This window comes from Flavobacterium sp. GW821-FHT11G01 (genome assembly GCF_058808175.1).
Genome location: NZ_JBXARK010000017.1, coordinates 1 through 16,172, shown reverse-complemented (window position 1 = coordinate 16,172; position 16,172 = coordinate 1). Strand labels below are relative to the sequence as shown.

General features: G+C 30.4%; 5 protein-coding genes. All 5 read left to right on the top strand.

Translation table 11 applies throughout. The features are described 5' to 3' along the window. The coding region (locus AC1RRN_RS21270; RefSeq protein ID WP_492969229.1) for a phosphopantetheine-binding protein at nucleotides 1–720 on the top strand (720 nt) is incomplete at its 5' end. Between the two features lie 42 nt (nucleotides 721–762). Beyond that, a complete protein-coding gene (locus AC1RRN_RS21265; RefSeq protein WP_492969228.1) occupies nucleotides 763–3,159 on the top strand; it encodes a TonB-dependent receptor domain-containing protein in 2,397 nt (798 codons plus the stop codon). A gap of 130 nt (nucleotides 3,160–3,289) precedes the next feature. After that, entirely contained in the window at nucleotides 3,290–10,885 is a 7,596-nt protein-coding gene (locus tag AC1RRN_RS21260) for an amino acid adenylation domain-containing protein (RefSeq protein ID WP_492969227.1), read from the top strand. Further along, nucleotides 10,878–15,329, top strand: a complete 4,452-nt coding sequence (locus AC1RRN_RS21255) for a type I polyketide synthase (RefSeq protein ID WP_492969226.1) — start codon at nucleotides 10,878–10,880, stop codon at nucleotides 15,327–15,329. Before AC1RRN_RS21260 ends, AC1RRN_RS21255 begins: the two co-directional genes overlap by 8 nt. After that, nucleotides 15,329–16,172, top strand: an 844-nt coding sequence (locus tag AC1RRN_RS21250; protein ID WP_492969225.1) for a condensation domain-containing protein, incomplete at its 3' end; no start/stop codon positions are given. The genes AC1RRN_RS21255 and AC1RRN_RS21250, both read left to right, overlap by 1 nt.

Genomic DNA, 16,172 nt, shown 5'->3' with positions numbered 1-16,172 from the left:
ATAGCCGGAGCACGCATGTATGATACCGGTGATTTGTGCCGTTGGCTTTCCGATGGTACTATAGAGTATCTAGGCAGAAATGATGACCAGGTAAAGATAAGGGGATTCAGGATTGAATTAGGAGAGATCAAAAACACAATTCTGCAGTATTCTGAATATATAACCGAAGTTTTTGTGGAGGCTAAAAGTATTAATAATGAAAAAATGCTTGTTGCTTATTTTGTAGGTAGTAATATTGATAAATCATCTTTAAGGATCTTTCTTGAGAAAAAGCTTCCCTATTATATGATCCCTAGTTTTCACATAGAATTAGACGTCATCCCTTTGACTCCAAATGGAAAGGTTGACCGAAAAGCATTACCTAATATCTTAGAATATGATATTGTAACGAAAGAACATGTTGCATTTAGAAATACTACTGAAGAAAAACTTGTCGCTATTTGGCAAGATTTGTTAAATATTTCTTCAGTAAGTGTAACAGACAATTTCTTTGAATTAGGAGGACATAGTTTAATTGCTACTCGATTGATTAGTTTAATAAAAAAAGAGTTTGGAATTAATATTTCAATTAATGATTTGTTTAAAAATTTGAGATTGGAAGATTTAGCAATTTTAATTGACAACATCACTGTGGCATCTTTCTTTGATATTAATGCAGATAATAATGCAGATAATAATGAACATATAGGAAATGTTGAAACCGATTTTTTTTCATTATAAAAATAAAATACAAAAACATCTAAATAAATAATTACAAACAGCATGAAAATAATCTTAAACATTACATTAATACTTTTCAGCACAGCATTATTTGCACAAATTAAAATCACAGGTAAAATTGTAACAAAAGAAAATAATCCAATAGGATTTATTGAAACTATACTTATTAACAAGGATTCAGTAGCTATCAAGAATGAGCTTACTAATCACAAAGGAGAATTTTTCTTTGAAGTAGAACCAGGTTCTTACAAACTGAAAGTTAGGCAGGACACAAAAATAATTGCGTCAAAAGACATTGTAGTAACTGTAAATTTAGATTTGGGACAAATAGTGGTTAACGAGGCTATTCAGTTAGAATCTGTTGTTGTAGAGGGTGGAGGTAAAAAAATAATTGAAAGAAAAATAGATAGATTGGTTTTTAATGTAGAAAAATCAATTAGTTCCTCTGGGGGAAATGCTCTAACAACGCTTAATGCGACTCCAGGGGTTAGAGTTCAAAATGATAATATATCAATTATTGGTAAGAGTACAATTGCTGTTTTAGTTGACGATAAAATAATACAATTATCAGGAGAAGACCTTACAAATTATTTAAAGACAATACCTGCTGAAACCATTAAAACTATAGAAGTAATTACAACTCCTCCTTCAAAGTATGAAGCTCAGGGGAATAGTGGTTTGATTAATATAGTAATGAAAAGAACAAAAGAAAATTCCTGGAATGCATTACTGCAATCAACATATATTCAAAAAACTTATGCAGGAAGTGCTAATATGGGGAACTTTAATTATAACAAGAATAAATTAAGTTTTTCATCAACAATTAATTATAGAGATGTTACAGAATCTTATAAAAGAGATGAAAAAACCTATTTTCCTGATGAATTATGGAACTCGAAAAATCCATTTAAAAATAATAGCAAGAGTTTAAATCTAAATTTGGGATTAAATTATAAAATCAATCCATCGTGGACAATGGGTGGCCAGTTTTTATATGTAAATAATGATAGGACTTTTGATAACAGACCATACACTTCGTTAACGGACTATTCAACAGATAAAATTAATAATTATTTGGAATCAATAGGAAATGCAAAATTAAAACCTAATATCAAATCTATTAATTTTTATAATGAATTTAAAATCGACACTCTAGGAAGAAAAATAAGTGTAAACTTAGATTATTTTAATTTTAATAATAATGATGTCAGAGTTTATAATGGTAAATCTGTTACACTTAATCCAGAACCTATATCTGGAAAATATTATGGAGGAGAAAATACTAATGTTCAGGATATTACGAACTTATCTGGAAAAGTTGATGTAGAATATCCTACAAAATGGGCAAAATGGAGTTTTGGAAGCAAAATTTCAAGCTCAAAATCTAATAATGATATCTTTGCTTTTAACAGTGGTATAGTGGATAATCCTGTTTCAGATTTTTCTCTTACTGCTTCTAAATTTGAATATACTGAAAACGTACAAGCGGCTTATCTGTCTGCTAATAAAAAAATCGACAAGAAATGGGAAACACAATTTGGATTAAGAATGGAAGCAACCCAAACTCAAACCTATTCAGAGAATTTAATTCAGCTTACAAAAAATAATTATTTTAAATTTTTCCCTACATTCTACTTGTCTTATTCAGCAAATGATAATTCTTCATTTAGCTTAAATTACAGTAAAAGAATTTCAAGACCAGGTTTCGCATTATTAAACCCCAATATTTTTTTTAGTAACCCTTTTCAAAGTACGTATGGAAATCCTTTACTACAACCAGCTTTTATAGATAATGCTGATCTAACATATACCTACAAAGATTTTCAAAGTAAATTATATTTTAGTAATGAAAAGAATTTATTTTCTCAGATACAAATAACAGACCCTGCTACAAATACTATTATGACAACCACAGAAAATTATTTAAATACACAAAGATATGGGATTTCTGAAAGTTATTATTTTAGTAAATATAAGTGGTGGCAGAGTTCACTTTCATTAGATGTTAATTATTATATAGCTAAATCAAGTTTAGCAATTACTGAACAGAAACAGGAAGGTTTTAATTCTTCAGTTTCTATTAACAATGATTTTACTTTAAACTCAAAAAAGACTTTATTATTTTTTGCTAATTTTTGGTATGATTTTCCGGGAATCAATGGAATTTATAGAAATAAAGCCGCAAGTTCTTTAGACTCTGGATTTCAGTATCTTTTGATGAATAAAGATTTAAAAATATCTTTAAATGTGACTGATATATTTAAAACTGCAGGGCCTCGCACAAATTCAACTGTTAATAATATAGAAACAATGACTAAAAGTTACTATGACAGTAGAACACTGCAATTTGTAATTTCCTATAAATTTGGAAATAAGAAAATAAATGTTCAGCAAAGACAGACCAGTAATCAAGAAGAAAGAAGAAGAACTGGGAATTAATTTTTGATGAGAGCAAATACAATTTTACTTTCAAATTTTGTAAAACCCAATACAGAATATTAACTATCAGGTCATACAATAAACAGTATGACCACACGATGAGGCTTAAGCTAACTATTTTAAAAAATTTATGCAATCATTACTAAAAAAATTACATCAGCTAAATATAAAAATTGATTTGGTTGATGATAAATTAAATATCCAAGCCCCTAAAGGAGCAATAACAGATGATTTATTAAACGAAATTAAGATACATAAAAATGATTTAATAGCTTTTATTAGATTACATACTCACAAAGTGGGTTATTTGAACATTCCTAAAGTGAAAGAAGAAATTAATTATGAGTTATCTTCATCACAATTTAGACTTTGGTTATTAAGTCAATTTCAAGAGGGAAATATTGCCTATAATATGCCAAGTTTATATGAATTTAAAGGTATTTTAAATGTAGCATCGTTAGAAAAGGCATTAGCCACAATAGTTGATCGGCATGAATCTTTACGAACATTATTTATTGAAGATCAATATGGGAATGTTAGACAAACAATATTGAATTCAGAAGATATTAAATTTAAGTTGGAATATGAAGATTTAAGCAATGAATTAAATCGAGAAGAGAAAGTTAATAAAGTTATTTATAGCGAAGCAAACTTTAGTTTTGATTTATCGTCAGACTGCTTATTTCGTGCAAAATTAATTAAAACCGCTGACAATGTATTCATTTTTAGTATTGTAATGCATCATATTGTCAGTGATGCATGGTCATGCGAAGTAATGATAAATGAAATATTGATATTATACAATGCTTATTCTAATAAAACTTCTGATTCATTACCAAGCCTTCAATTGCAATATAAAGATTATGCAGCCTGGCAAAAGAATCTTTTAAAAGGGGACTCTATTAAAGATCATAAAGAGTATTGGATAAACCTTTATGAAAAGAAAATTCCATTATTAAATTTACCACAAGCAATGAAAAGGCCCCTAATAAAAACTTATAAGGGAAAATCCTATAGCAGGGTTTATGATAAAGGCCTTCTAAAAAAAATAAACGACATCTGTTTGTCACAGGAGTGTACGTTATTTATGGGATTACTTGCTGCGGTCAATACATTGCTTTACAGATATTCTAATCAAACCGATATAATAATTGGAACGCCAAGTGCAAATAGGGAACATTCAGATCTACATAATCAGATTGGTTTGTATGTTAATACACTTGCATTGAAAACGGAGTTTTCAGGATCTGATAGTTATAGAACGTTATTAGACAAGATTAAAGAAACTACTCTAAAAGCTTATGAACACCAGATATATCCATTTGATGAACTGGTAGATCACTTATTTCCGAATCGTGACATGAGTAGAAATCCATTGTTTGATATAATGGTAAGGGTAGAAAATTCTAAAATATTTAAAAAAAATACTGAAAAGGTTTCGAATATTGAAATTATCCAGCATAGGGCAAAAGATATTAATTTCAGTAAGTTTGATCTGGAATTTGCATTTAATGAAGTTGATAATGAATTAGGATTAACAATTATTTATAACACAGACCTGTACACAGAGGAATTTATAAATACCCTACTAAATCATTTTGATAAATTATTGCATAGTATTATTACAGATCCTAATGTTGCACTAAACTTGCTAGACTATCTTACAGATTTTGAGAAAGAGCAAATTTTATGTCAATTTAATGATACAAAATCAGATTATCCTATCGATAAAAGTGTGATAGATTTATTTGAGGAGCAAGTTAAGAGAACACCTGACAATATTGCGTTGGTTTTTGGTGAGAGAGAACTAACATACGCAGAACTAAATAAAAGTTCGAACCAGTTAGCCTTATATTTGATAGAAAAGTATGAAATTCGTCCTGAGGATCTGGTAGGTGTAAAATTAGAAAAAAGCCAAATACTGATAATCGCTATTTTAGGAGTCTTAAAAGCAGGTGGTGCTTACGTGCCTATCGATCCGGACTATCCAAAAGACAGAATAAAAGCAATTGAAAGTGACAGCAACTGTAAACTTATTTTAGATGAACAGTTTTTTATCGATTTTGAAGAAATTAGAAAAAATCTTGATGATAAAAATAATGAAATAAAAATTAAAAGTGACAGTTTAATTTATGTAATATATACATCAGGATCTACAGGTACTCCTAAGGGAATTATGATGAAACATCAAAATATGTTTAATCTAATTTCATTTCATATTGAACAATTCGGAACAGAAGAAGTAAAGAGAGTACTACAGTTTACAAGTATAAGCTTTGATGTTTCATTCCAAGAAATATTCACTACTTTATTAAGAGGCGCAACTTTATATCCTGTCACAGAAATTGTAAAGAAGAATCCCGAACAATTATCAGCTTTCATAGAAAATGAAAAAATTGATACAGTTTTTTTACCAACTTCATATTTTAAAGCATTAATTGCTTTAAAGGAATTCTATCAGTTAATAGATTTAAATTTAATAAAAAATATTATCGTTGCAGGTGAGCAACTTACATTAAGTACTGAAAATATAACCAGATTAAGAAAATCAGAAACTAGACTTTTTAATCATTATGGTCCTGCTGAAACTCATGTTGTAACTACGATTGAATTAAAGAATAAGGATTTGAGATATAATCCATCAATTGGAAATCCGATTTCAAATACTCAGATTTATATTTTAGATGCAAATCTGCAATTGGTGCCTGCTGGGGTTCCAGGTAAATTATATATCTCAGGTGCTGGTGTTTCTAAAGGATATTTAAATAAAGAAGAGCTTACAAGGGAAAAATTCATCAGTAATCCATTCGTATTTGGGAATATAATGTATGATACCGGTGATTTAGGAACTTGGTTGCATAATGGTAATATTGAATTTTTAGGAAGAAACGACAATCAGGTGAAGATTCGCGGTTTCAGAGTTGAGTTAGGTGAAATCGAAAATGTTATCTTAAAATATTCAGAATCTATTAAACAGGTTCTATTGCAAACAAAAGAAGGCGATAACGGCAAATTATTGGTAGCTTATATTGTTTCTGAAAGTTTTGATAAAACAGAGCTAAGAAATTTCCTGGAAAGTAAGCTACCTGATTATATGATTCCAAGCTTTTATGTTCTTTTAGATTCTCTGCCATTAAATTCTAATGGAAAGATTGATAAAAAACAGCTTCCAGAAGTGCTTGTTACAGATGCTGTAAAAAAGGATTACGTTGCTCCAAGAAATGATGTGGAAAAAAAATTATTAAACATCTGGAAAGAGGTTTTAAAAATTGATCAGATAGGCATTTCAGACAATTTTTTTTATTTAGGAGGCCATAGTTTAATAGTAGGGCAGGTTATAAACAGAATTCAGCGGGACTTAAATATGACAGTATCTTTTAAAGTTTTCTTTGAGCAGCCTACTGTTATGGGTATCAGTAAAGTCCTTGAGAAGGAATTTTATACTCCAATTCCCAAAATAGCGCCGATGGCATCATATCCAGTAACTTCAGCACAAAGTAGATTGTGGATATTAAGCCAGTTGGAAGAAAGCTCTATTGCTTATAATTTGCCGTCAGCTGTGAAATTAAAGGGTTTTGTTGATGTTGAAAAATTTAAATCTTCCTTTGACATTTTATTAAAGTGCCATGATATTTTGAGAGCTCAATTTAAGACAAATGAATTGGGAGAAATTCGCCAAAATATCATCAGTTATGAAGATTTTGAATTTCAGATAGAAATCAATGATTATAGTAGAAATGATAATAAGGAATGCGCCGCAGCGAATCATTTTCAGAATTTAAATATTGAGTCTTTTGATTTAGAAAAAGGACCTTTGCTGAAGGCATCTTTAATTAAAATGGAGGAAAATGAATTTGTATTTTTCTTATCAATGCATCATATTATTAGTGATGGTTGGTCAATAGAATTATTAATTTCAGAAGTTATTAGAAATTATAATTTATTAATTGAAAAAAGAGAAGTAATTCTGCCTAGGCCAAATATTCAGTATCAGGATTTTGCGGTTTGGTTAAATGAAGATTTGCAGCAAAATAAACTTTATTTATCAGAACAATATTGGCTTGATCAGTTTGGTGGAGAATTACCTGTATTAAATATTCCAGCTCTTAGAAAACGTCCCTTGATCAAAACTTACAACGGTAACCATCTACGTCACAGTTTTTCAACAGATTTTTTAAAATACTTAAATAAATTTTCACAAGAAAATGAAGTTACTTTATTTATGACTTTAATGGCCGGTATAAATGTATTGCTGTACAAATATTCAGGTCAGGATGATATTATTGTTGGTACTCCTGCAGCTGGAAGGGAGCATCCAGATTTAGAGAACCAACTTGGATTGTTTATGAATACTCTTGGAATCAGAACCAAGATACAAAAAGAAGAAAATTTTTCAGAGTTTTTAAAAGAACAAAAGGAAATCCTATTAGGAGCGTACGAGCATCAAGGTTATCCGTTTGATTCCTTAATTGGAAAATTAAATCTTAAACGGGATGTAAGCCGATCCGTTTTGTTTGACGTTTTAGTTATTCTTCAGAATCAGAACCAGTTAAAAAATATCAATACTGAAGCACTTAAAAGTTTAGAAGTTACGAGTTATGAATTTAAAAATAATACTTCAAAATTTGATATCACTTTTACATTCATAGAAGCAGAAGAATTGGAACTAATCATTGAATATAATAGTGATATTTATGATATGGTTCTCATAGAGAGAATGTTTGATCATTTTGAGAATTTACTAAAGGATTTAACATCCGATCTTTCAGTAAAGATAGGGGAAGCAGAATATTTGACAATTTCAGAAAAGAATCAGTTATTAAATGAGTTTAATGATACTCATGCTCAGTTTGATCAAAATAAGACTATAATTGATCTATTTGAAGATCAGGTCCATCAGAATCCTGATGCTATTGCTCTTATCTGTGATAACACAGAAGTGACATATGCAGAGCTTAATAATAGATCAAATAGATTAGCCCATTATTTAAAACAGGAATATACACTAAAGCCAAATGACTTGGTTGGAATTAAGCTAAAAAGAGATGAATATATGCTAGTTGTTCTTTTAGGAGTACTAAAATCTGGCGCTGCATATGTTCCTATAGATCCAGCTTATCCAGAGGATCGAATTTTATATATTGAAAAAGATATTGAAAGCAAAATAATAATCGATGAATTAGAACTACTGAAATTTATTTCTGTTCAGAATAATTATTCCGTATTAAATATTGAGAAAAGCAGTTTACCAGAACATTTAGCATATGTTATATATACATCTGGAAGTACAGGAAACCCTAAAGGGGTCATGATAGAAAATAGAAATGTATTAAATTTTTTGCATGCAATGAATTCCTCTATTTCTTTGGGAGAAAAAGAGAATATATTGGCAATTACTTCGATCTCATTTGACATTTCAGTCTTGGAGTTATTTTGGAGTTTGAGTAGAGGGAATACTATTAGTTTAAAGACAGACAATACGCTTTTAAATAATTTCAATTTATTTTTAAATAATTACTCAGAAACATTAGATTTTAGCCTATTCTATTTTTCAAGTCAAGATGATACAGTTAATAAATATCAGTTTCTGCTGGACTCAGCAAAATATGCAGATAAAAATGAATTTTCAGCGGTATGGTTACCTGAAAGGCACTTCCATCAATTTGGTGGAATTTTTCCGAATCCCTCAGTCTTAGGTGCAGCTTTATCAACTATAACTGAAAATATTGAAATCAGGTCTGGAAGTGTTGTTTTACCATTACATGATACAGTTAGAGTTGCTGAAGAATGGTCGGTTGTTGATAATCTATCTAATGGAAGAGTTGCCTTGTCTATTGCTTCAGGATGGCATGCTGACGATTTTGTACTAATGCCACAGAATTTTTTAGAAAGAAAAAAGATAATGTATGATCAGATAGAAGATCTGAAAAATCTTTGGAAAGGAGGTTCTGTCAAGAGAAAAAATGGACTCAATCAAGAAATTGATTTAACAATATATCCAAAACCTGTTAATACTGATCTGAATGTTTATGTAACAGCCGGAGGAAGTCCTGAGACTTTTAGAAGTGCAGGAAAAATAGGGGCTAATATATTGACACATTTACTTGGTCAGGATATAAAAGACTTAAAAAATAATATAAAGATTTACAAACAGGCTTTAACTGAAAATGGTTTTTCAGTTCAGAATGCGAAAATTTCTTTAATGCTTCATACTTATGTTGGTACTAATTTAGAGGAAGTGAAAGCGACGGTAAAAGAACCTTTTAAAGGCTACTTGAAGTCAAGCGTAGGATTGATTCAAAATTTAGCAAAGGATTTAAATAAGGATATGACATCTATAAGTGAATCAGATTTAAACGATTTGCTTGATTTGGCATTTGAACGTTATTGGCAGACAGCCGCACTGCTTGGCACAAAAGATTCTTGCAGAAAAATTTTAAGTGAAATTCATTCTATAGGAGTTACAGAAATAGCTTGTTTAGTTGATTTTGGAATTGAGGATAAAAAGGTATTCAAAGCACTTGAGCACTTAAGTGAACTTAAATCTGAATATAAAAAGGACAAAAGACAAAATATTCAAAAGAAGCAGGCTATTACTTCCATGCAGATTACACCATCATATTTAGAGGCTTTATTGGAAGATGAAAATTCCAAATTATTTTTAAAATCTTTAAAGAAGATAATTGTAGGTGGTGAGAGTTTTTCAAGTGAATTATTACATAAGTTAAGAAGTCAAACAGATTCAGAAATATATAATATGTACGGTCCGACTGAAACTACTGTGTGGTCTACTTTTCAGAAAGACAAAGATATGAAGCCGTTAAATATTGGAAAACCAATATTAAATACTCAGATTTATATATTGGATAATAATAAAAAATTATGTCCAATTGGTGTAGAAGGAGAATTATGTATTGGAGGAAATGGATTGGCAAGAGGTTATTATAAAGACAAAAAATTAACTGCAGAAAAATTTATTGAAGTAAATTTTTCTAACCAAGAAATAAAGAAGATCTACAGAACAGGTGATTTGGCAAGGTGGCTTCCAGATGGTAATCTGCAGCATCTGGGAAGATTAGATAATCAGGTCAAAATAAATGGATTTAGGATTGAATTGACTGAGATAGAAAGTGTTTTAGTAGAATTTGACCAAGTAGAGAATGCAGTGGTGGTAGCTAAGGAAAACGAGAAAGGTAATAAAAGTATAATTGCTTTTATAATAAGTGATAAAATGGTTGATGAGCAAAAGCTGAGAGATGCTGCTATTAGAAAACTACCAAATTACATGATTCCAGATTATTTTGTTCAAATAGAAAAATTTCCATTAACACCAAATGGTAAAATAGACAGAAAAACTTTGATGGGTTTTTCAGTAGGTAATAGAAAGGCGGAAAATTATGTTGCGCCACAAAATAAAACCCAAAATACACTAATTGATATATGGAGTCAATTACTGGGTATTGATAAAATTGGAGTAAAAGACAATTTCTTTGACTTGGGAGGGAATTCCCTTTTAATGATTAAAATGTTAAATGCAGTTAATAAAGAATTTTCTGCGTCTCTAACTTTATTACAGGGATATAATCTCCCTAATATAATGGCAATCTATGAATTCATTAATTCTAAATCCACAAAGGACTTGAATAGTGATAATCATAAAATAGATGAGCTTTATGATATTATGGAGGAATCTTATAATTTATTAAATTTTGAAGAAAATGAATAACAATCAATATACAGGTTTTGAAATTGCTGTGGTAGGAATGTCGATAAGAACATCGGGTGCTTCAAACTGGAGAGAATTTTGGGAAAATTTAGCATTATCAAAAGAATCACTACTTTTTTTAGACGAAGATGAGTTGATCAGTTATGGCGTTCCGAAGAGTCTTATCAAGGATAAAAATTATATTAATTGTACAACTAATTTACCTAATAAGGATTATTTTGATTCTAAGTTTTTTGGTTATTCAAGAGATGAGGCAGCAATGATGTACCCAGGCCATCGTTTTTTTCATGAATGTGTGTGGGAAGCCTTGGAAGATTCAGGATACGTTCCAGATAATATTAAAGAATCTGTCGGTATATATGCTGGTGCTGGAGAAGATGCGCTTTGGCAATCATTCGTTAACTTCTCAAAGGATAAAAATAAAGTGAATAATTTTTATTTACGTAAAATTACAAATAAGGATTATTTATCTACGCTGGTTTCATATAAATTAGGATTGAAAGGGCCTTCAATGAATATAAATACGGCATGTTCAACCTCTTTAGTTGCAATTCATGCAGCATGTAAAGCCCTGATTTTTGGTGAAACTAAAATGGCATTGGCTGGAGCATCCTCATTGGCTGCTACTAACCAAAAGGGATATATTTATGAAGAAGGATCAATTATTTCTAATGATGGTCATTGCAGGGCATTTGATAAAGATTCAACAGGGACAGTTAATGGAGAAGGTACAGGAGTAGTAGTCTTAAAAAGGTTGAAAGATGCTTTGGGAGATAATGACAATATTTATGCTATAATTAAAGGTAGCGCAGTAAATAATGACGGTAGCAATAAGGTCGGTTATACCGCTCCAAGTGTTGAAGGACAAGTAGCCTGTATTAAAATGGCACAGAAATTTTCAAAAGTTAGTCCAGAAACAATATCTTATGTTGAGGCGCACGGTACAGGAACCAAGTTGGGAGATTCAATTGAGGTGGAAGCTCTTAATATAGCATTTAATAATGATAAGAGTTTTACTTGTCCTATAGGTTCGGTAAAAACAAACATTGGGCATTTAGATACAGCTTCTGGAGTAGCTGGATTTATTAAAACTGTTCTTAGTCTTAAAAATAAAAAAATTCCTTCAAGCCTACATTTCAAAGAAGCAGATGGATATATCAATTTTAATGAAGGACCTTTTTTTGTTAATAATAAATTAGCAAAATGGGAATCTAGATCAAATAATTATCGTCGAGCAGCAGTAAATTCGTTTGGAGTTGGAGGTACAAATGCTCATATAATATTGGAAGAAGCACCTGAGCGTGACATAAGAAAAGAAGAAGAAAATTGTAATTTACTAGTTCTGTCAGCTAAGACAGAAACTGCATTGGAAAATTATCTTGGCAAGTTGAAACATTTTTTGGCAACTGAAGATGATTTAAATTTAACTGATATGTGTTACACATATCAAACTGGAAGGCAACATTTTGACAGTCGAGTTTCTTTAGTATTTAGTGATAAAAGAGAATTAGAAGAACTTCTTGAAGAAAAGATTTCAAAATCAATTTCTTTTACAGGGAACAAAAAAATACAAAATACAGTAGTTTTTATGTTTCCTGGGCAAGGATCTCAGTATGTAAAAATGGGCAGAGATTTATATTTAACAAATACTCTATTTAGAGAGTATATGGATAGGGGGTTTGAATTCTTAAAAGAAGTTACCAATAAGGATTTTAAAGAGATTTTATATCCTGAAAAAGAAATACCAGATTTCAATATCAATGATACCTGTTTTGCTCAGCCTATCATCTTTTTAATAGAATATTCCATTGCAAAACTAGTGATGGATTATGGGATCATTCCTGATTATATGGTCGGACACAGTATTGGTGAATATACAGCGGCATGCATTAGCGGGCTTTTTTCTTTTGAGCAGACTTTACAACTTGTTGTCAAAAGAGGTGAGTTGATGCATAAACTTCCAAAAGGAATTATGATCAGTGTGCCTATAAGTGAACAAGAAGCGCAGAATTTTCTTCACTTAAAAGTTTCAGTTGCAGCTGTGAACGGACCAAAGCAGATCGTTTTTTCTGGTGACCAAAGTCAAATAGAAAAATTGCAGGAAGAATTAACAGCAAGCGACATTTCATTTGTTAAGCTTCATACATCACATGCTTTTCATTCTGCTATGCAGGATTCTATTTTAGAGGAGTATGAGGCAGAATTTCAAAATATTAATTTCAATAATATTCAAATTCCTTTCGTTTCTAATTTAACCGGTGAATTTATTAAAAAGGATGAGGCCAATTCGGGTAAATACTGGGCACAACAGCTTCGAAATACTGTTAATTTTTCGAAAGGAATTAATACACTTTTGTCTTATAAGAATCTTTTTTTTATTGAAGTTGGTGCAGGAAATTCCTTAATCTCACTGATTAGGCAACAAAAGACCGAAAATAATTTCAAATCGATAAATTTACTAAGATCAGCTAAAAGTTTTGAAAATGACGAAAAATATTTTTTAGAGAAGCTAGGAGATCTCTGGTGCAATGGTCTAAATATTAAATGGCAGGAATTGCATAAAGATAAGAAGCGTTTTAAAACTTCACTACCTACCTATGCATTTGATAAAATATTTTATCAGACCGAAGTTGATTTTGCAAAACTATTCAGCGGTTCATCATTAGTCGCTAAACATAGTGATTTGGAAAACAGTTTTTATTTTCCGTCATGGGAAAGATCTATGTTAAATAAAATTGAAAAGACAGATAAGAAAGTCTTTCTGATTTTTTCAGATGATTCTAATGTTACGGATAAAATAATTGAAACATTAATAATTAAAGATAATTTGGTAATTGAAGTTTCAATTGGAAAATCATTTGTAAAATCATCTTCTGTAAAGTTTGCTATAGATCCATTTAGTGATGAGGACTATAAGTTGTTATTTGAAAGTTTACAATTGGATAATCTAATTATAACAGATATTCTTTATTTATGGAGCCTAAAATTTGAGTCCTCTGAATTAGAATTAACTCAGAAAAACCTTCATTTTGGCTTGGTATATTTTTTTCCTGCAAATATTTTTAAAAATTGGAAAGAAGCAGCTAATAAGAATATATTTTTCTTCACAAATTTACTTCATAAGGTTATTGGAAATGAAGATATTAATCAAGGACAATCTTTACTGCTTGGGTTAATTAAGGCTGCAGGTATAGAGAAGCAAGCTGTGGTACGAAATTTAGATATTGACCAGGGAATTAATAATGAAAAATTAATCGCCGATATTTTAGACGAGGTTTTAAATCAGCAGCAACATCCGCATCAATATATCGCATATCGTTTTGGGCAAAGATGGGTTCAAAGTTTTCAAAAAGTTTATCAAGATTTAGCTATTGAAGAAAGTTCTACTATTAAAGTCGATGGTACATATTTAATTACTGGCGGATTAGGAAATATAGGTTTTTCTATTTCTAAATATCTTATTGAACGCTACAATGCAAATATTGTGATACTTGGGCGAAAATCTTTGATTGAGATAGAGCAGGATCATACTTATGGAAAAAGATTAAAAGATTTAAAAATTTCAGGTAAGAATGTTGTTTATCTACAGGCTGATATCTGTGATCCTGATGCAGTTAAGTCTCTGAGACAACGGATATCTGATCCAATAAGCGGAATTATACATCTGGCTGGAAATGTAAGTAGTAGTGATTTGGAGTTAGTTGAAAATACTTCCTTCACAAAAACTTTAAATATGCTTTCTCCAAAATTAATTGGTACAAAACTACTTTATGAAAATTTTAAAAATGCAGACTTGGACTTTTTTTGGATGAGTTCAAGTTTGGCAGCAACTTTTGGAGGTATTAGTTTTGGTGCTTACGCTTCAGCCAATAGTTATTTAGATTATTTTGCTTTTGATAAGTCAGGAATTTTTAAATGTGTACAACTACCGCAGATTAATTTTGACGACAAAATTTTAGATATGTCAAACAATATTTTATCAAAGCAAGAATTAATCTCTGTTTTTGAAAAAAGCATAAATATTAAGCATGCAGATGTAATTTATATATCAAAAGAAGATATAACTTCAAAGATGCATTTAATATTCAGCAGTACAGCTTTGGGCATAAAGGAGGATAAAGAGATAAAAAAATCAGAGCGACCAGAATTGCAGACTGTTTATCAAGAGCCACAGAGCGAGACTGAAGCAAAACTTAAACTGATTTTTGAAGATTTTTTTGAGATTTCTGGTATTGGAGTTACGGATGATTTCTTTGAGCTTGGTGGTGATTCTTTAAGAGCGATGGTATTTTTAAAAATTGTCAACAAAGAGTTTAATATTGAAATTTCTATTCTCGATTTTTTTTCTTATAAGAATATAAAAGGCATGGCAGTTTTAATTGATGAAAAAAAATGGCTCAGTAATACATCTGCCATAGATTTAAAGAATGAAATAATTATCTAATGAGAGAATTAATAAATAAGCTTAGAGAAAATAAAATACATATTTCATTAGAGAATGAAAATTTAAAATTAAAATTTGATACTGAAAATATACCAAACTCCATATTAGAGGAGATAAAAATAAATAAATTAAACCTTATACAATTTTTAAAAAGGAACACCACAGATGATAATCTTTTTGTACCTATTCCAAAAGCTGTTGAGAATGAATCTTATCCAGTAACACCATCTCAATACAGGTTTTGGATATTAAGCCAGTTTGAGGGGGGGTCTATAGCTTATGACATACATAATGCAGTAAAAATTAAAGGAAACCTAGACAGAGATAAATTTGTAGCATCCTTTAAGGAACTTATTAAACGTCATGAAATTCTTCGTACTTATTTTAAGCTTAATGGAGAAGGATTGGTAAGACAATATGTTTTATCGAAAGATGAAGTATTTTACGATATAGAATTAAAAGATTTTTCTGGAGAAAAAAACACGAATCAGCTTATTGATGATTTTTTACAGCAAATGAATTTTCAGTTGTTTAATCTTGAAAAAGCGCCATTACTCAGAGGAACTCTTATCAAGACAGAAGAAGAGTATATTTTCTTTTTATCCTTACACCATATCATAGGAGACGGATGGTCTATGCATTTGCTGATATCAGAAATTGCTCATATTTATGCTGCACTAATACAGGACAGAGCAATTGATTTAGGAGAATTAAAGATTCAGTATAAGGATTATGCTGTTTGGCTTAATTCTGAAGAGCAGCAGGCAAAAAGCCAGGGTTCTGAGCAGTATTGGCTAGATCAGTTTAAAGGGGATCTTCCAGTTTTGGAACTTCCGAGTTTTA